The 19,023-nt window shown below is 68.2% G+C and carries 13 protein-coding genes, 3 rRNA genes and 1 pseudogene; 15 read left to right on the top strand and 2 right to left on the bottom strand.

Annotated features, from left to right (window positions below; translation table 11 throughout):
* The first annotated feature begins 1 nt into the window (after position 1).
* A complete protein-coding gene (locus tag V1633_RS29590) occupies positions 2-799 on the top strand; it encodes a carbon-nitrogen hydrolase family protein (protein ID WP_331217572.1) in 798 nt (265 codons plus the stop codon).
* Between the two features lie 81 nt (positions 800-880).
* On the opposite strand, the gene V1633_RS29585 is transcribed toward V1633_RS29590, so the two are convergent.
* On the bottom strand, positions 881-1,102 hold the full coding sequence (locus V1633_RS29585; protein WP_331217571.1) for a hypothetical protein: 222 nt from the start codon (positions 1,100-1,102) through the stop codon (positions 881-883).
* A 604-nt stretch (positions 1,103-1,706) separates the two neighbouring features.
* On the opposite strand from V1633_RS29585, the gene V1633_RS29580 reads away from it, so the two are divergent.
* The 6 genes and pseudogenes from V1633_RS29580 to V1633_RS29555 all read left to right on the top strand — a co-directional run bounded on the left by V1633_RS29580 (position 1,707) and on the right by V1633_RS29555 (position 10,809).
* Positions 1,707-3,222 (top strand): 16S ribosomal RNA (locus V1633_RS29580).
* Between the two features lie 341 nt (positions 3,223-3,563).
* Positions 3,564-6,670: ribosomal RNA gene (locus V1633_RS29575) — 23S ribosomal RNA — on the top strand.
* A 74-nt stretch (positions 6,671-6,744) separates the two neighbouring features.
* Positions 6,745-6,861: ribosomal RNA gene (rrf, locus tag V1633_RS29570) — 5S ribosomal RNA — on the top strand.
* The 16S, 23S and 5S rRNA genes sit together here, the layout of an rRNA operon.
* 389 nt (positions 6,862-7,250) lie before the next feature.
* Positions 7,251-8,654 (top strand): hypothetical protein, encoded by a 1,404-nt coding sequence (locus V1633_RS29565; protein ID WP_331217653.1) that lies wholly within the window; start codon positions 7,251-7,253, stop codon positions 8,652-8,654.
* A pseudogene (locus V1633_RS37080) lies at positions 8,588-9,230 on the top strand (Replicase polyprotein 1ab); the annotation flags it as partial. The gene V1633_RS29565 and the pseudogene V1633_RS37080, both read left to right, overlap by 67 nt.
* A 523-nt stretch (positions 9,231-9,753) precedes the next feature.
* The gene (locus V1633_RS29555) at positions 9,754-10,809 is read left to right on the top strand and encodes an HAD-IIA family hydrolase (RefSeq protein WP_331217570.1); all 1,056 of its coding nucleotides are present in this window, start codon (positions 9,754-9,756) and stop codon (positions 10,807-10,809) included.
* 30 nt (positions 10,810-10,839) lie between these two features.
* On the opposite strand, the gene V1633_RS29550 is transcribed toward V1633_RS29555, so the two are convergent.
* Positions 10,840-11,178 (bottom strand): alkyl sulfatase C-terminal domain-containing protein, encoded by a 339-nt coding sequence (locus V1633_RS29550; RefSeq protein WP_331217569.1) that lies wholly within the window; start codon positions 11,176-11,178, stop codon positions 10,840-10,842.
* Between the two features lie 118 nt (positions 11,179-11,296).
* On the opposite strand from V1633_RS29550, the gene V1633_RS29545 reads away from it, so the two are divergent.
* From V1633_RS29545 to V1633_RS29510, 8 genes are all read left to right on the top strand, one after another.
* Positions 11,297-11,887, top strand: a complete 591-nt coding sequence (locus tag V1633_RS29545) for a phasin family protein (protein WP_331217568.1) — start codon at positions 11,297-11,299, stop codon at positions 11,885-11,887.
* A 68-nt stretch (positions 11,888-11,955) separates the two neighbouring features.
* A complete protein-coding gene (locus V1633_RS29540; protein WP_331217645.1) occupies positions 11,956-12,135 on the top strand; it encodes a hypothetical protein in 180 nt (59 codons plus the stop codon).
* Between the two features lie 27 nt (positions 12,136-12,162).
* Entirely contained in the window at positions 12,163-13,008 is an 846-nt protein-coding gene (locus V1633_RS29535; RefSeq protein ID WP_331217567.1) for a TlyA family RNA methyltransferase, read from the top strand.
* A complete protein-coding gene (locus tag V1633_RS29530) occupies positions 13,005-13,889 on the top strand; it encodes an NAD kinase (protein WP_331217566.1) in 885 nt (294 codons plus the stop codon). The genes V1633_RS29535 and V1633_RS29530 overlap by 4 nt, the downstream gene beginning before the upstream one ends.
* A gap of 180 nt (positions 13,890-14,069) precedes the next feature.
* A complete protein-coding gene (gene recN / locus V1633_RS29525) occupies positions 14,070-15,827 on the top strand; it encodes a DNA repair protein RecN (protein WP_331217644.1) in 1,758 nt (585 codons plus the stop codon).
* A gap of 161 nt (positions 15,828-15,988) precedes the next feature.
* Positions 15,989-17,167: a putative cytokinetic ring protein SteA gene (gene steA / locus V1633_RS29520; RefSeq protein ID WP_331217565.1), complete on the top strand. Its 1,179-nt coding sequence runs from the start codon at positions 15,989-15,991 to the stop codon at positions 17,165-17,167.
* Positions 17,168-17,215: 48 nt separating this feature from the next.
* Positions 17,216-18,151 carry a copper transporter gene (locus V1633_RS29515; protein ID WP_331217564.1) on the top strand — a complete coding sequence of 312 codons (936 nt, stop codon included), beginning with the start codon at positions 17,216-17,218 and terminating at the stop codon, positions 18,149-18,151.
* Entirely contained in the window at positions 18,148-19,023 is an 876-nt protein-coding gene (locus V1633_RS29510) for a hypothetical protein (RefSeq protein WP_407952128.1), read from the top strand. Before V1633_RS29515 ends, V1633_RS29510 begins: the two co-directional genes overlap by 4 nt.

Here is a 19,023-nt window from a genome sequence, read left to right as displayed (position 1 = left end):
CATGCGTGTCGCCGTCTGTCAGCTCAACTCCCGCGACGATCGGAAGGCCAACTTGGCCGCCGCCGCCGAGCTGGTGGGCAGAGCCGCGGCCGCCGGCGCCGATCTGGCCATCCTTCCCGAGTACGTCGACTACCTCGGCCCCGGTCGAGGGATGCCGGAGCCCGAGTCGGTCGACGGCGAGTTCGCCGGCTTCTTCGCCGACCTCGCCCGTCAGCACGGGATGTGGGTGCTCGCCGGCTCGTTCCACGAGATCGGGCCGGACGCCTCGCACACGTACAACACCTCGCTGGTCTTCGACCGGTCTGGCGGCCTGGCCGGGGTGTACCGGAAGATCCACCTGTACGACGTGGAGATCCCCGGCCGGGTCTCGTACCTGGAGTCCCGTACCGTCGCCGCCGGTACCGAGCCGGTCGTGGTCGACGTCGACGGCGTACGCGTCGGCCTCTCCATCTGTTACGACCTGCGTTTCCCGGAGTTGTACCGCCAGCTGAGCGTGGCGGGTGGGGCGCAGTTGCTGGTGGTGCCCGCCGCCTTCATGCTGCACACCGGTCGGGACCACTGGGAGGTCCTGCTGCGGGCCAGGGCGATCGAGAACCAGTGCTTCGTGGCGGCTGCCGGCCAGATCGGCGACCACGACCCGGGCCGTACGTGTTTCGGCCGCAGCATGGTGATCGACCCCTGGGGTACGGTGCTCGGCCAGGCGCCGGACACGGTCGGCACGGTGGTGGTGGATCTGGATCTCGACCGGCTGCAGAGCATCCGCACGGAGCTGCCCAGCCTGGCCAACCGTCGACTCTGAACGACCGACCGAGCCGCCCCCGCCGACGACTTTCCAGGCCTGCCGGTGTCCAGGGCCCGGGTACGTCCGCGTCGGAGTCGTCTACTGCAGCAGTACTCCCACCACGGCCAGGCCGACGATCACCGAGGCGGTCACCAGGAGCCCCGTGGTCATCCGGGACCGTCCTCTGCGGGCCAACCGGTGCACCGACGTGACCAGCGCCAGCAGCACGAAGCCACCGATCACCAGTTGCCAGAAGGGCAGTAGGAGCGCGGAGAGGCTGTCCTGGGCGAGGACGTCGGACCCGCTCGGTAGCACCGCCATGCCTGACACTCTGGCACGGCGACGGGGGATGGCGTACCTCCTGTGGTCGGGAAGTGGTCAGGAAGGGCGGAACGTTCGCCCACGGCACTGAGAGACGTGTCGATTTGCGCCTGACGCGCCAGAGGCGTAACTTTCTCTCTGCAAGCGGGACACCGGACGGAAGGCCGGCCGCAAGCACCGGGCTTGGGCAGAGATGCCGAGCAAGACCGGGATCGGGTGGTGCGCTCGGTTGGCGGGAGTCAACTTGAGTTTGCGAGACCAACCGAGTAAGGTACTTGAGGCCGGCAGGAGCCGGGCGGGTGCGCTGAGATGCGACACCGGCCGGTCTGCAGGACTCCTCTCTGAAAGATCATGCGCCACCTGGTGGTGCTGATCAACGCGGAGAAAACCGGGCGAAGCGGACAAGGTTGGCAAGACCTTGACACTGCGAACTCGACCGGGTAGGTTAGAACAGTTGCCCCGGAGGCAATCCCACGAGGTGGGAACGCAAACGGTGTGTGTTTGTTCTTTGAGAACTCAACAGGGTGCTTGATAAGCCAGTGCCAAATGTTTGTTTGTTTGGCAGCAAGTGTTTAATTTGTTGCTGGGTTGATTTTCCAAGTTTTTGTTGGAGAGTTTGATCCTGGCTCAGGACGAACGCTGGCGGCGTGCTTAACACATGCAAGTCGAGCGGAAAGGCCCTTCGGGGTACTCGAGCGGCGAACGGGTGAGTAACACGTGAGTAACCTGCCTCAGGCTTTGGGATAACCCTCGGAAACGGGGGCTAATACCGGATATGACATGTCACCGCATGGTGGTGTGTGGAAAGTTTTTCGGCCTGGGATGGGCTCGCGGCCTATCAGCTTGTTGGTGGGGTGATGGCCTACCAAGGCGACGACGGGTAGCCGGCCTGAGAGGGCGACCGGCCACACTGGGACTGAGACACGGCCCAGACTCCTACGGGAGGCAGCAGTGGGGAATATTGCACAATGGGCGGAAGCCTGATGCAGCGACGCCGTGTGAGGGATGACGGCCTTCGGGTTGTAAACCTCTTTCAGCAGGGACGAAGCGCAAGTGACGGTACCTGCAGAAGAAGCGCCGGCCAACTACGTGCCAGCAGCCGCGGTAAGACGTAGGGCGCGAGCGTTGTCCGGATTTATTGGGCGTAAAGAGCTCGTAGGCGGCTTGTCGCGTCGACTGTGAAAACCCACAGCTCAACTGTGGGCTTGCAGCCGATACGGGCAGGCTAGAGTTCGGTAGGGGAGACTGGAATTCCTGGTGTAGCGGTGAAATGCGCAGATATCAGGAGGAACACCGGTGGCGAAGGCGGGTCTCTGGGCCGATACTGACGCTGAGGAGCGAAAGCGTGGGGAGCGAACAGGATTAGATACCCTGGTAGTCCACGCTGTAAACGTTGGGCGCTAGGTGTGGGGGGCCTCTCCGGTTCTCTGTGCCGCAGCTAACGCATTAAGCGCCCCGCCTGGGGAGTACGGCCGCAAGGCTAAAACTCAAAGGAATTGACGGGGGCCCGCACAAGCGGCGGAGCATGCGGATTAATTCGATGCAACGCGAAGAACCTTACCTGGGTTTGACATGGCCGCAAAACCTGCAGAGATGTGGGGTCCTTCGGGGGCGGTCACAGGTGGTGCATGGCTGTCGTCAGCTCGTGTCGTGAGATGTTGGGTTAAGTCCCGCAACGAGCGCAACCCTTGTTCGATGTTGCCAGCGCGTTATGGCGGGGACTCATCGAAGACTGCCGGGGTCAACTCGGAGGAAGGTGGGGATGACGTCAAGTCATCATGCCCCTTATGTCCAGGGCTTCACGCATGCTACAATGGCCGGTACAATGGGCTGCGATACCGTGAGGTGGAGCGAATCCCAAAAAGCCGGTCTCAGTTCGGATCGGGGTCTGCAACTCGACCCCGTGAAGTCGGAGTCGCTAGTAATCGCAGATCAGCAACGCTGCGGTGAATACGTTCCCGGGCCTTGTACACACCGCCCGTCACGTCACGAAAGTCGGCAACACCCGAAGCCGGTGGCCTAACCCGTAAGGGGGGGAGCCGTCGAAGGTGGGGCTGGCGATTGGGACGAAGTCGTAACAAGGTAGCCGTACCGGAAGGTGCGGCTGGATCACCTCCTTTCTAAGGAGCACCTCCCTGCGAAAGTGGGGTAGGAGCCCGCGACCTGCGAATGTCGGGTCGGGGTGCTCGTTGGCGGAGACACTGGCGAGTCAGGGCTGGCAGCGGCTTGAGGTTCTTGTACGCATTCCTTTCGGGGGGTGGTGGAAGGTTCTGATGGTGCGGCTGGTTCTGGTGTAGAGCATCCTGTTGGGTCCTGAGGGAACAAGCCACGTGGTGGTTGTTTTCTCTGCCAGGCATGGCCTGGCCCCGCAAACTGGCTGGTTTTTCTGGTTGGGTGTGGGGTTGTGGGTTGTGGGTTGGTCGTTTGTTGAGAATTACACAGTGGACGCGAGCATCTTTGTGGTCAAGTTGTCAAGGGCGAACGGTGGATGCCTTGGCACCAGGAGCCGATGAAGGACGTGGGAGGCCGCGATAGGCCTGGGGGAGCTGTCAACCAAGCTGTGATCCCAGGGTGTCCGAATGGGGGAACCCGGCACCAGTCATGTGGTGTCACCCGCACCTGAATTCATAGGGTGTGTGGAGGGAACGCGGGGAAGTGAAACATCTCAGTACCCGTAGGAAGAGAAAACAATAGTGATTCCGTGAGTAGTGGCGAGCGAAAGCGGATCTAGGCTAAACCGGTTGCGTGTGATACCTGTCAGGGGTTGCGTGGTCGGGGTTGTGGGAGCTCATGGGGTGTGCTGACACGCGCCCGGGGAGTTATAAAACCAGTTGCTAGCCGAATGGTGTGGAAAAGCCAACCGTAGGCGGTGATAGTCCGGTAGGTGAAAGTGGCTGGTCTTCCTTGTGGGTGTTCCCGAGTAGCGGCGGACCCCTGTAATCTGCCGTGAATCTGCCAGGACCACCTGGTAAGCCTAAATACTTCCTGGTGACCGATAGCGGACAAGTACCGTGAGGGAATGGTGAAAAGTACCCCGGGAGGGGAGTGAAATAGTACCTGAAACCGTTCGCCTACAATCCGTCGGAGCCTTTAGGGGTGACGGCGTGCCTTTTGAAGAATGAGCCTGCGAGTTAGTGGCATGTGGCGAGGTTAACCCGTGTGGGGTAGCCGTAGCGAAAGCGAGTCTGAATAGGGCGTTTGAGTCGCATGTTCTAGACCCGAAGCGGAGTGATCTAGCCATGGGCAGGCTGAAGCGTGGGTAAGACCGCGTGGAGGGCCGAACCCACCAACGTTGAAAAGTTGGGGGATGACCTGTGGTTAGGGGTGAAAGGCCAATCAAACTCCGTGATAGCTGGTTCTCCCCGAAATGCATTTAGGTGCAGCGTCGCGTGTTTCTTGCCGGAGGTAGAGCACTGGATGGTCTAGGGGCCCTACAAGGTTACCGAAATCAGCCAAACTCCGAATGCCGGTAAGTGAGAGCGCGGCAGTGAGACTGCGGGGGATAAGCTTCGTAGTCGAGAGGGAAACAGCCCAGATCACCAGCTAAGGCCCCTAAGCGTGTGCTAAGTGGAAAAGGATGTGGGGTCGCATAGACAACCAGGAGGTTGGCTTAGAAGCAGCCACCCTTTAAAGAGTGCGTAATAGCTCACTGGTCAAGTGGTTCCGCGCCGACAATGTAGCGGGGCTCAAGTACACCGCCGAAGCTGTGGCATTCACATTTCAACTCGGCGGCATCTTTTGGGTGTCGTCCAGGTGTGTGGATGGGTAGGGGAGCGTCGTGCCGGGGGTGAAGCAGCGGGGTGACCCAGTTGTGGACGCGGCACGAGTGAGAATGCAGGCATGAGTAGCGAAAGAAGGGTGAGAAACCCTTCCGCCGGATGACCAAGGGTTCCAGGGCCAGGTTAATCCGCCCTGGGTGAGTCGGGGCCTAAGGCGAGGCCGAGAGGCGTAGTCGATGGATAACGGGTTGATATTCCCGTACCCGTGAAGGAGCGCCCGTGATGAACCTCGTTGTGCTAACCATCTGATCTGTCTGAGGCCTTCGGGTTGATGATGGTGAGGTTGGGATCCTGGCGGGTAGTAGTCAAGCGATGGGGTGACGCAGGAAGGTAGCTGAGCCCGGCCGGTGGTTGTGCCGGGGTAAGCGTGTAGGCCGGTGTGTAGGCAAATCCGCACACCTTGTGGCTGAGACGTGATGCCGAGCCGATTCAGGTGAAGTCAGTGATCCTATGCTGCCGAGAAAAGCCTCTAGCGAGTTCCGAGCGGCCCGTACCCTAAACCGACACAGGTGGTCAGGTAGAGAATACCAAGGCGATCGGGTGAACTGTGGTTAAGGAACTCGGCAAATTGCCCCCGTAACTTAGGGAGAAGGGGGGCCGGAGACGTGAAGCCCCTTGCGGGTGGAGCGTTGTATGGCCGCAGAGAGCAGGGGGAAGCGACTGTTTACTAAAAACACAGGTCCATGCGAAGAAGTAATTCGATGTATATGGACTGACGCCTGCCCGGTGCTGGAACGTTAAGGGGACCGGTTAGCTCTTCGGGGCGAAGCTGAGAACTTAAGCGCCAGTAAACGGCGGTGGTAACTATAACCATCCTAAGGTAGCGAAATTCCTTGTCGGGTAAGTTCCGACCTGCACGAATGGCGTAACGACTTCCCCACTGTCTCAACCACAGGCCCGGCGAAATTGCACTACGAGTAAAGATGCTCGTTACGCGCGGCAGGACGGAAAGACCCCGGGACCTTTACTATAGCTTGACATTGGTACTTGAATTAGCTTGTGTAGGATAGGTGGGAGCCGGTGAAGCGGGTACGCCAGTATTCGTGGAGGCAATCTTGAAATACCACTCTGGTTGGTTTGGGTATCTAACTTCGGGCCCTTATCGGGTTCAGGGACAGTGTCTGGTGGGTAGTTTAACTGGGGCGGTTGCCTCCTAAAGGGTAACGGAGGCGCCCAAAGGTTCCCTCAGCCTGGTTGGCAATCAGGTGTTGAGTGTAAGTGTATAAGGGAGCTTGACTGTGAGACTGACGGGTCGAGCAGGGACGAAAGTCGGGACTAGTGATCCGGCACTTGCGAGTGGAAGCGGTGTCGCTCAACGGATAAAAGGTACCCCGGGGATAACAGGCTGATCTTCCCCAAGAGTCCATATCGACGGGATGGTTTGGCACCTCGATGTCGGCTCGTCGCATCCTGGGGCTGTAGCAGGTCCCAAGGGTTGGGCTGTTCGCCCATTAAAGCGGTACGCGAGCTGGGTTTAGAACGTCGTGAGACAGTTCGGTCCCTATCCGCCGTGCGCGTAGGATACTTGAGAAGGGCTGTCCCTAGTACGAGAGGACCGGGACGGACGAACCTCTGGTGTGCCAGTTGTCCCGCCAGGGGCACGGCTGGTTGGCTACGTTCGGAAGGGATAACCGCTGAAAGCATCTAAGCGGGAAGCCTGCTTCAAGATGAGGTATCCCACCCTTTGTGGGGTAAGGCCCCCAGTGAGACGACTGGGTTGATAGGCCGGAGATGTAAGCCAGGTAACTGGTTCAGTTGACCGGTACTAATAGGCCGAGGACTTGACTACAAAGCTGCTACGCGTCCACTGTGTGATTCACAGCAAACGAACAATGTGTGGGTTGTTTGATTTGTTGATAGGGTTACGGCGGTTATGGCGGAAGGGAAACGCCCGGTTACATTCCGAACCCGGTAGCTAAGCCTTCCAGCGCCGATGGTACTGCACTCGTGAGGGTGTGGGAGAGTAGGACACCGCCGGACATCTTCTAATGAAGGGCCACCCATGTCTGGGTGGCCCTTCATTGTATGTTTTGGCGATAGCGCCTTGAGGAAGGATGTACCCGTGAGTTCACAAGCGCACGGCGGAGATCGGCCACGCCGTCAGGACGATCGTCCGGACCGACGGGGCGGTCGCGACGCCTCCGTGCGTGGAGACGGGCGATCGTCCCATCGCGGAGACCGTGATTCGTACGGCGCCTCCCGTGATCGAGGGGGCTCCCCCAGCGGTGGCGGTTACCGCGGCGGTGGGGGATCGGATCCGGACCGTCGGGACCGGTCCGCTCCCCGGGACGGCGGCTTCCGTGGCGGCGCGGGCCGTAGCGGTGGCGACCGTCGGGACGGGCAGTTCCGGGGCGGTCCGCGTCCCAGCGGTGATTTCCGTGCTGACCGGGGCGACCGCGACCAGCGGACTGACCGTGGTGCCGGAGGCCGTGGCGGTGCCGGAGGCCGCGGTTGGGGCGAAGGCGGGGGATTCCGCGGCGGTGAGCGTGGCGGAAGCACCGGTGGCTACCGCTCCGGGTCTCGCGACGGCGGCTCCAGCAGCAGCCCACGTGGCGGCGGCTTCCGCGGCCGGGGTGACGACGACCGAGGCGCCGGCTATCGACGCGACAGCGGAACCGGCGGCGGTGACCGTCGTGAGGGCGGCTACCGGGGCGGCGACCGTCGTGAAGGTGGTTACCGGGGCGACAGCGGGTTCCGTGGCGGCGAGCGTCGGGACGACGCTGGTCGCGGCGGTGACCGTCGTGAGGGCGGTTACCGGGGCGGCGACCGTCGTGAAGGTGGTTACCGGGGCGACAGCGGGTTCCGTGGCGGCGACCGCCGGGACGACTCCGGCCGTGGCGGTGACCGCCGCGAGGGTGGTTACCGTGGCGGCGACCGCCGGGACGATGCCGGTCGTGGTGGTGACCGCCGTGAAGGTGGTTACCGGGGCGACAGCGGGTTCCGTGGTGGCGACCGTCGGGACGATGCTGCTCGTGGCGGTGGTGACCGTCGTGAGGGCGGTTACCGGGGCGGCGACCGCCGTGAAGGTGGTTACCGGGGCGACAGCGGGTTCCGTGGCGGCGAGCGTCGGGACGACGCCGGTCGCGGCGGTGACCGTCGTGAGGGCTTCGGCCGTGACGGTGGCGAGCGTCGTGAGGGCGGTTACCGGGGCGACAGCGGGTTCCGTGGCGGCGAGCGTCGGGACGACGCTGGTCGCGGTGGGGACCGTCGTGAGGGCGGCTACCGAGGTCCCGGCCAGGGCGGCGGGTATCGGAGCGGTGGCTCGGGCGAAGGCGGGCGCGGCTTCCGCGAGCGCGACGGTCGCCCGAGCTTCGAGGACCGCCAGCGGGGTTCGGGCCCTGATCGTGGTCGCCCTGGCGGCGACCGGTCGGGTGCCCGTGAAACCGGTGGTCGCCGTGACGACTTCCGGGGCGAGCGGCCCCGGTACGGCGCCCGGGGCGGCGACGATCGGGGTGGCGCGCGGCCGACAGGCCGGACTGAGGGCGTACGTTCAGGGGCCGACCGGTTCGAGTCGGGCGCCCGGGGCGGCGGCCGTCGGGATGGTGCCGATCGGCGGCCTCGGGAAGAGACCCGCTACGGCGGCGACCAGCGAACCGGGCGGCCAGACGGTCCGGCCAGGGCGGGTGACTCCGCCCGGGAGCCCTCTGGTCCAGCCCTTCCCGACGAGATCGTCGCGACGGATCTGGACAGTTCGGTCCGCGCGGAGCTGCTGTCCCTGGCGAAGCCGGTGGCGGAGCGGGTGGCGCGGCATCTCGTCGCCACCGGACAGCTGATCGACGAGGATGCGGAGCTGGCACTGGAGCACGCACTCGCCGCGCGGCGGCTCGCCGCCAGAATCGCCGTGGTGCGTGAGGCTGTGGGACTGGCCGCGTACCGGGCGGGCGAATGGCAGACCGCTCTCGCCGAACTCCGGACCTACCACCGTATGACGGGCAAGCAGACACATCTGGCCGTACTGGCCGACTGTGAGCGGGCGCTCGGCCGGCCGGAGCGGGCGATCGACCTCTTCCGGGGCGCCGACCGTGAGTCGCTCGACAAGGCGGACGCGATCGAACTGTTGATCGTGGCCGCCGGTGCGCGAGGGGACATGGGCCAGGGCGACGCGGCCGTGGCCATGCTCCAGGTACGCGAACTGACCTCGGCCTCGGCCGAGCCGTGGGCTGCGCGACTCCGGTACGCCTATGCCGACTCCCTGCTGGCGGTGAACCGCCGGGAGGAGGCGCGGGAGTGGTTCGCCCGTGCGGCGGACGCCGACGAGTACGGCGAGACCGACGCGGCGGAACGGCTGCTGGAGCTCGATGGTGTGGTCATCGAGGGAGATGACCTCGACGAAGACGAAGACGACGTCGACCTCGAGAAGACCGAGTCCGAGGCTGATCTCGACGACGAGGCCGACTCCTACGACGCTGGCACGGCCGCCGACACCGACGAGGACCTCGATGACGAGGATCTCGAGGACGACGACGAGGATCTCGACGACGGTGACGAGGACGAGGTCGACCCGGAGGACAACGCGGACGACTTCGACGACGAGGACCTCGACGACGAGGACGACGAGGACGACGAGGACGACGACGAGGCGGTGCTCGGTGGAGACGTGGATGTGCCGGCCGGCGACGGCGTGAGCACGGAGTCGGCCGGTGGCCTCGGGTCGGACAGCCCGGAGCGGAGCAACGCGGGCGAGCCGGCGGCCACGGCCTCCCTCCCCGTCGACGTCTCCACCGACGGGCAGTCGGTGCGGACCGAGGCCGTCAGCGGTGACGACGGGTTGTCACCGGAGTCGACGCCGGTGGGTCCCGAGGGCGACGCGTCCGCAGGCCGTCGGGATGCCGATGGCGACGCGGCGGAGGATTCGCCGGGATCGGCTCGCTCGTGACCGGATCCTCGGCGGACGGTCGGCTGGTCGACGCGTACGACCTGGTGATTCTTGATCTGGACGGTGTGATCTATCTGGTCGACCGGCCGATCGAGACGGGTGTCGCCGCGGTCAGCCGGCTGTACGCCGAGGGCAGGCCGCTGACGTACGCGACGAACAACGCCTCCCGGCGAGCCGTCGAGGTCGCCACGTTGCTCACCAGCATGGGACTCTCCGCCCGGCCCGAAGAGGTACTCACCTCGGCCGGAGCCGCGGCGGAGGTCCTGGCGGAGCGCTTCCCGGCGGACTCGGCCGTACTCGTGGTCGGTGCGGAGGCGTTGCGGGCCGAGGTACGGGCCGCCGGGCTGCGACCGGTCGCCCGGTTGGAGGACGCTCCGGTCGCGGTGGTGCAGGGCTACGGTCCGCAGGTCGGGTGGGCGGATCTCGCCGAGGCCGCGTTGGCGGTACGGGCCGGTGCGGAGTGGATCGCCACCAACACCGACCGCACCCTGCCCACGCTGCGCGGCCCGGTACCGGGAAACGGATCATTGGTGGCGGTGCTGCGTACGGCGCTGGGCCGGGAACCGGACCTGGTGATCGGCAAGCCGGGCCCGGCCCTGTTCACCACCGCGGCCCGGCGGACGGGTGCCGTCCGGCCGCTGGCGGTGGGCGATCGGCTCGACACCGACATCGAGGGTGCCGTCCGGGCCGGCATGGACAGCCTGCTCGTGCTGACCGGTGTGAGTACCCCCACCGAACTGTTGCACGCCCCGGTCCACGCCCGGCCGACCTACGTCGCCGAGACCCTTGACGGGCTCTTCGACCCGGCCGGGGTGGCTCAGCTGCCAGGGCCGACGGCGATGCGCCCGACCGGATCGACCGGCTGGCGGGTGACCAGGGAGAAGGCCATCGGGGTGCTCGCCGGTTCAGGATCACGCGTGGAGGCGTTGCGGGCGTTGTGTGTCGAGTTCTGGTCGGCGGAGGGGCCGCTCGAGGTCGTCCGCCCGGCCGACGACGAGGCCCGGGCGACGCTCGAGGCGCTCGGACTGCTGGCGGCCTCAGCGTCGGAGTGAGTTGCCGGTCACCCGGGCGGCCGGGTGCGGTCAGAGGAGCTTACGGAGCTTCAGCAGGTCGAACGGGTTGGCTTTGATCGCCATCTGCCGCCCGGCGAGCGCCTTGGGGATATCCAGTTCGCCCCGGACCAGACGGATCAGGTCGTCGCTGGTCGTGCTCAACGCGATCTTCGCCTTCGGGTCGTCACCGTCCGCCAGGTCGACCAGCCGTCCACCGGTCAGCCGGCCGTGGAACGCGGTGCCGAGGTCGGTGATCCGGCAGGCGAGCGTACGGTCCAGATCGACCTGGTTACGTACGGTGGCGGCGTTGGCGTCCATCCGAGCCGCCAGATCGTGCAGCGCCTGCCGACATTCCTCAACACTGGCCATTGCCCGCCCCCTCGGCTCGCGCCACGCCCGTTTCCCGGGCACCGTACCGCACTGGCCGGCGGTCGGCGCCCGGTAGCGTGACAACCTGTACAGTCGGCACCCGCGAAAGGACCGGGGTATGCAGGACGCGTGGCGGGCCTATCTCGAGTTGGCCCTCGGCCTGAGTGAGGCGTCGAGGAAGCGGGCCCAGACGGTCGCCAGGAAGCTGGTCGGCTCCAGCGGCGCCACCGCCGCCCAACTGCAGACCATGGCGGAGGAGTTGATTTCCACCGGCATGGCCAACCGGGAGGCACTGACGAAGATCGTCCGGGTGGAGGTCGACCGGGCACTGGGTGTGCTCGGGCTTGCCACGAACGACGAGGTCAACGCCCTGACCCGACGCGTACAGCAGCTGGAACGGGAACTGTCGGCCGCGCGGGCGGCCGGCGGGGCGGACACCACCCCAGCGACCGGCCCGGACGCGGCGTCGGCCGGGAAGGCGCTGGTGCCGAGGCCGGTGGCCAAGAAGGCGGTCGCCAAGAAGGCGGTCGCCACGCGGGCGGAGGCACAGGAGCCCGTCGCCCGGCAGGCCCTCGCCAAGCAGGCGGTGGCGAAGAAGGCCGCCGCGAACAAGGCGGCGAAGAACGCTGCGGCGAAGAAGACGACGGCCAAGAAGACGGTGGCCAAGAAGGCCACGCGTTCGTCGGCCTCCGCTGGTGATGCGGCGTGAACCCGACGCCCGTACCCGGTCCGTTCCGGCCCGGCGGCCCACCGGGATCCGGCGCGTCGACCGGTGCCGTGACGCCCACCGACCGGGACGACGACGCCGGTGGGAGCGGCTCCGGCCACCCGGCCGTGGACGCCGTACTCCAGGCCATGGCCAACGCGGCCAACCTGCCACCGGCCGACCAGATCGCCCAGTACGAGGCCGCGCACCGCACGCTGCGGGAAACCCTCGCCACCATCGACCAGGCGTGAGCCCAGCCACCCTCCGGAGAAACATCGATGGCACGTCGTACCCGACTTGACGCCGAACTCGTCCGCCGCGGCCTGGCCCGGTCGCGGGAGCAGGCCGCCGCGCTGGTGGAGGCCGGCCGGGTCCAGGTCCGTGGTGTGGCGGCCCGCAAGGTCGCGGCCATGGTCGACCCGGCGGACCCGGTCCGGGTGCTCGGTGAGGATCCCGGCACCGAGTACGTCTCCCGTGGCGGCCACAAGCTCGCCGGCGCCCTCGCCGCGTTCACCCCGGACGGCCTGCGGGTGACCGGTCGGCGCTGCCTCGACGCCGGGGCCTCGACCGGCGGCTTCACCGACGTGCTGCTCCGCGGGGGTGCGGCCGAGGTGGTCGCGGTCGACGTCGGATACGGCCAGCTCGCCTGGGCGCTCCGGGAGGATCCCCGGGTCCGGGTCTTCGAACGCACCAACGTCCGCACCCTCACCCCCGACACCGTCGGCGGGACCGTCGCCCTCACCGTCGCCGATCTCTCGTTCATCTCCCTGCGCCTGGTGCTTCCCGCGTTGCGGGCCTGCACGGACCCGGAGGGGGACCTGGTGCTCATGGTCAAGCCGCAGTTCGAGGTCGGCAAGGAGCGGGTCGGCAGCGGCGGGGTGGTCCGGGATCCGGAACTGCGGACCGAGGCCGTCCTCACGGTCGCCGGCACCGCCGCCGACCTTGACCTCGGGCTGGCCGGTGTGGTGGCCAGCCCACTGCCGGGCCCGAGCGGCAATGTGGAATTCTTCGTCTGGCTGCGACAGGGCGCGCCGGCCCCGGACGAGACGCGGGTCCGCGCGGCGGTGGCGGCCGGACCGGCCGGGTCGACCGGCTCGGGCGTGGCACGGGAGGGAGCCCGATGACCCGGACCGCACTTCTGGTGACGCACACCGGCCGTCCCGCGAGCACCGAACACGCCCGTACCGTCGCGGCGGACCTGATCGCGGCCGGTTTCGAGGTACGGGTGGTGGCCGAGGAGGCGGACGACCTCGACCTGCCCGGGGTGCGACCGGTCGGCCTGCTCGGCGCCGCCGAGGGTGCGGAGATCGTCATCGCGCTCGGCGGTGACGGCACCTTCCTCCGCGCTGCGGACCTGGCCCGTCCGGCGAAGGCGCCGCTGCTCGGCATCAATCTCGGCCGGGTCGGTTTCCTCGCCGAGGCGGAGATCGACGACCTGGACCAGGCGGTCCGGGACGTGGTCCAGCGCGACTACACAGTGGACGAGCGGCTCACCCTGGACGTACGGGCCGAGTTCGAGGGCGGCCCGGTGATCGAGTCCTGGGCGCTCAACGAGGTTACCGTGGAGAAGGGCGAACGCGCCCAGATGCTGGAACTCCTGGTCGACGTCGACGGGCGACCGCTGTCCCGGTACGGCTGCGACGGTGTCGTCTGCGCCACCCCCACCGGCTCCACCGCGTACGCCTTCTCCGCCGGGGGACCGGTCGTCTGGCCGGAGGTGGAGGCGCTGCTGCTGGTACCGATCAGTGCGCACGCGCTGTTCAGTCGTCCGATCGTCACCGCCCCGACCTCGACCTTCACCATCACCGTGAACCCGTTCACCACCCTCGCGGTGCTCGCCTGCGACGGCCGTCGGGTGTACGACCTGCCCCCGGGGGCCCGGGTCACCGTCCACCGGGGTGCGCTGCCGGTCCGGGTCGTCCGGCTGCGGGCCCGGCACTTCACCGATCGGCTGGTCGCCAAGTTCGGCCTACCGGTGGAGGGCTGGCGGGACCGCCGGAGTTAGCCCCGTACCGCCCGGCGTGGGTACTCGCTCCGCTGGTGGGGTGCCGATGACGGTGCCTGGACCGGCGGTTCGACGACCGGTGAATTCGGCATCGGGCGGGCCGGTCCGGAACGGTCGTCGACAAACGGGGGCGGGCGCCGGGTGGTCAAGTGTCGGGGGCCGCTACTACTGTCGGTGGCTGTGCTGGAAGAGCTGCGCATCACCGGGTTGGGCGTCATCGAGGACACCACGCTGCCGCTCACCCGCGGTATGAACGTCATCACGGGCGAGACCGGCGCGGGCAAGACCATGGTCGTCACGGGTCTCGGGCTGCTCTTCGGCGGGCGTGCCGACGCCGGTCGGGTGCGGGCCGATCCCGGTCGGGCGGTGGTCGAGGGCCGGCTGCGGCTGGCCGGTGGCGTCGCCAGCGCCGTACACACCCGGATCGCCGACGCGGGGGGTGAGCCGGACGACGACGGTTCGGTGCTGCTGAGCCGTACGGTCACCGTGGAGGGGCGCTCCCGGGCCCATGTCGCCGGCCGGAGCATGCCGGTCGCGATGCTCGGCGAGATCGGTGAGCAGGTGCTGGCCGTACACGGCCAGTCGGACCAGCTGCGGCTGCTCCGTCCGGCCGAGCAGCGGGCCGCCCTGGACCGGTTCGGCGGGCCGGAACACGAGAAGCTGCTGGAGAGCCTGCGGGAGTCGTACGCGCAGTGGCGCCGGGTCTCGGACGACCTGGCCGACCGGCGGCGCAACGCCCGCGAGCGCAACCAGGAGGCGGACCTGCTGCGGCTCGGCCTGGACGAGATCACCCGGGTGGACCCTCAACCGGGGGAGGACGAGGAGCTCAAGGCGGAGGCGCAACGGCTGGAGCACGCGGAGGGTCTGCGGACCGCGGCCCAGACCGCCCAGCACTGCGTGGCGGGCGCGGCCGAGCCGACCGACGAGATGGCCGACGTGACGACGCTGCTCGGGCACGCCCGCCGGACCCTCGAGGCCCAGGCCGGGGTGGACCGGACCCTCGGTGACCTGGCGGGGCGACTCGAAGAGGTGGCCACGCTGGTCGGTGACATCGCGGCGGAACTCTCCGGCTACCTGGCGGCACTCGACGCCGACCCGGCCCGGCTGCAGACCATCTATGAGCGTCGGGCGGCACTGCGCGGGCTGACCCGCAAGTACGCCGACGACGTCGACGGGGTGATCGCCTGGGCGGAGCGGGCCCGGACCCGGCTGTCCGAGCTGGACAGCTCCGACGAACTCCTCGACGAACTGGAGCGGGAGCGGGACCGGTTGGCCGGTGAGGTCGCCGAGTTGGCCGCCCGGCTCTCCGTGGCCCGGCGGGAGGCCGCCGGGCGGTTCGCCGAGCAGGTGACCGTCGAACTCGCCGGGTTGGCGATGCCGCACGCCCGGATCGAGGTGGCGGTGCTGCCCCGCGCCGCCGGTCGGGGTGAGCCGACGCTGACGGTCGACGGTGTGCAGGTCGGGGTCGGCCCGGACGGCGCGGACGAGGTCGAGCTGCGGCTGCTCGCCCACCCGGGCGCACCGTCGCTGCCGCTGCAGCGGGGCGCCTCCGGCGGCGAACTGTCCAGGGTGATGCTCGCCATCGAGGTCGTCTTCGCCGGCTCCGGCGGGCCGCCCACGCTCGTCTTCGACGAGGTCGACGCCGGGGTCGGCGGTCAGGCGGCGGTGGAGATCGGCCGGCGGCTGGCCCGGCTGGCCCGTACCCACCAGGTTCTGGTGGTGACGCACCTGCCGCAGGTCGCCGCGTTCGCCGACCGGCACCTGGTGGTGGCCAAGGACACCGGAGGTGCGGTGACGACCAGCGGGGTGCGGGTCGTCGAGGACACCGAGCGGGCCCGGGAGCTCGCCCGGATGCTCGCTGGTTTGCCCGATTCCGATCTGGGTATCGCGCATGCGGAGGAACTGCTGGCGGTGGCGGCCCGGGAACGCCGGCCCTGAGGCGGGATGACGGTCGATCGCCCTGGTCCGAGGGAAGCGAGAACAGATGGTGTGACGCGGGCCACACCCGGCCGAGCGTCGATGTGGTTCCCTTGGGGGTGGCGGCCCTGCTCAGGCATGTCGCGACAGAAAGCTCTGCCTCACATGCCAGGATGGTCAGGATGCGTTTACCCACGTTGCGCCGGGCCCGGAGCGCTGAACCGGGCAAGATTGTCGGTACCGCGCGCCTCGACCGCCGGACGAAGCGCCTGGTCGGTCGGCTGCGTCCCGGTGACATCGCGGTGATCGACCATGTCGACCTGGACCGGGTGGCGGCCGATTCGCTGGTCGCGGTCGGCGTCGGGGCGGTGCTCAACGCGAAGCCCTCGGTCTCCGGTCGCTACCCCAATCTCGGGCCGGAAGTCCTGATCAAGGCGGGGATCCCCCTCCTCGACGACCTCGGTGAGAGCATTTTCCAGCAGATCCGCGAGGGCGACACGGTCCGGATCGACGGCAACACCGTGCTGGTCGGCGACGAACCGGTCGGGCACGGCAGCCGGCAGGACGCCGAGTCGGTGGCCAAGGCGATGGCCGACGCCCGGGAGGGCCTGTCGGTGCAGTTGGAGGCCTTCGCGGCTAACACCATGGACTACCTCAAGCAGGAGCGCGACCTGCTGCTCGACGGGGTCGGGGTGCCCGACATCGAGACCCCGATCCGGGGGCGGCACTGCCTGATCGTGGTCCGGGGGTACGACTACAAGGCCGACCTCGACGTGCTGCGCCCGTACATCCGGGAGTTCAAACCGGTGCTGATCGGGGTCGACGGCGGGGCGGACGCCCTGGTCGAGGCGGGTTACACGCCTGACCTGATCATCGGTGACATGGACTCGGTCACCGACGACGTGCTGCGCTGCGGCGCCGAGGTGATCGTGCACGCGTACCCGGACGGTCGGGCCCCCGGCCTGGCCCGGGTGAACGGGCTCGGGGTCACCGCCCAGACCTTTCCGGCCGCGGCCACCAGCGAGGACCTGGCGATGCTGCTCGCCGACGGCAAGGGCGCCTCGTTGATCGTGGCGGTCGGCACGCACGCCACGCTCGTCGAGTTCCTGGACAAGGGTCGGGGCGGCATGGCCTCCACCTTCCTCACCCGGCTCAAGGTCGGTGGCAAGCTGGTCGACGCCAAGGGCGTGAGCCGGCTGTACCGGCAGAGCATCTCCGGGTCCTCGCTGCTGCTGCTGGTGCTCTCGGCACTGGCCGCGATGGCGTCGGCCGTCGCGGTCTCCACCGTCGGCAAGGCCTACCTCGGCGTGGCATCGGAGTGGTGGAACAATATGGTGTTCCAACTTGGACAGCTCTTCTAGGCCCTGGCCGACGGACGTCGGGCCCCGATCGATCAAGAGGCGCTGGTCGTGATCAACTTTCGGTACCACGTGGTGTCGCTCACCGCGGTCTTCCTGGCCCTGGCCATCGGCCTGGTGGTCGGCACCGCCGCGCTCAACGGCCCCGCCGCCGACGCGCTGAACAACCGGGTCAACGGGTTGAGCAAGAGCAACGACCAGCTCCGTGACCAGGTCAACAGCATGGAGGCCGAGCTCCAGCGCGAGGAGGACTTCGTCACCGAGGCGGCACCGCACCTGCTGCGGGGCACGCTCACCGGCCGCCGGGTGGTGCTGGTCGCGCTGCCGAGTGGGCAGGACCACGTCGAGAACGTCACCGAGATGATCCGGCAGACCGGGGCCACCATCACCGGGCGGATCGACGTACAGGAGAAGCTCATCGAACCGGCCAACAACGTCGACCTGCTCGGCATGGCGGCCCGGGCGGCTCGCCCGACGATTCCCGACACCGGCCTGCCCGGCAGTGACGGCGTGGAGAAGTCCGGCGCCCTGCTGGCCAGCGCCCTGCTGGACCGTCCCGAGGGCGGCTCCCCGGTGACCGACGCGGACCGGCGGGCGGTGCTGGACGACTACAGCGAGGCGGGCTACCTGACCGTGCAGCAGAAGATCACCGCCTCGGCTGAGGCGGTCGTGGTGGTCAGCGGGCAGCCGTACGTCGACCGGGACGCCGCCAAGAAGGACGCCTCGGTGGTCCGGTTCACCGACCAGTTCGACAAGGCGTCCCTGGCCGTCGTCGCCGGCAACGGCAGCGGCGGCGGCAACCTGGTGGCGGAGGTGCGGCGCGATCCGGCGCTGTCCAAGACCATCTCCACCGTCGACAACGCCAACACCGTGCAGGGGCAACTGGTCACCGCCCTGGCCCTGGTCCAGCAGTTCGGGACCAAGCAGGCCGGGGCGTACGGGGTCGGCGAGGGCGCCCAGTCGCTGCTGCCGGTACTGCCCGAGTGACCGCCCGGAAACGCGGCACCCGCCGGCTGGCCTTCGGTACCGCCGCCGGGTTGGCCGCCGCGGCCCTGCGCGCCGTCTCCGCCGGTCCCTGGGCCCCCTCGCTGGAACGCACCAACTTCCGGGGCCGCACCGTCACCCTGGCCGCCGGGCCGGCGCTCGCCGCCGCCGCGGCCGTGGGCGGGGCGGCCGGCGCGCCGAGCCGCCCCGCCGCCGCCGCGGCCCTGGTCGCCGGTCTCTCCTCCGGAGCCGTCGGCCTCTACGACGACGTGGTCGGGGCCCGCCCCGACCAGAAAGCGGCCAAGGGTTTCGCCGGACACCTCGCCGCGCTGCGGCAGGGCCGGGTCACCAGCGGGCTGGTCAAGATCGCCGGGGTGGGGGCGGCCGGACTCGCCGCCGCCGCGCTGCTCGCCGCCGACCCCAGCGTCCGGTCACATCCGCGCCGCCGCCGGGCCGGCCGTACCGCCGGCCTGGTCGACGTGCTGCTCGGCGCCGGTGTGGTCGCCGGCACGGCCAACCTGGTCAACCTGCTCGACCTGCGGCCGGGCCGGGCACTCAAGGCCGGCGTGCTGCTCGGCACCCCGCTGCTGCCCGGCCCGAACGGCGGGCTCGCCGCCGGACCGGTCGGCGCCGCCGCCGCGCTGCTCCCCGCCGACCTCGACGAGCGGGTCATGCTCGGCGACAGCGGGGCGAACGCGCTCGGCGCGCTGCTCGGAGTGGCACTGGCCGCGCGTACCGGACCGGTGGGGCGGGCCGCCCTGCTGACCGGAATCGCCGCGCTCACCGCCGCCAGCGAGAAGGTCAGCTTCACCCAGGTGATCCAGAACACCCGGGGGTTGCGCGAACTCGACGCGCTGGGTCGGCGACACTCCTGA

The organism is Plantactinospora sonchi (assembly GCF_036422035.1).
In the GTDB taxonomy this organism is placed as follows: Bacteria; Actinomycetota; Actinomycetes; order Mycobacteriales; family Micromonosporaceae; genus Plantactinospora; species Plantactinospora sonchi.
The sequence above is the reverse complement of the archived record's forward strand: the minus strand, read 5'-3'. Positions and strand labels throughout refer to the sequence as shown.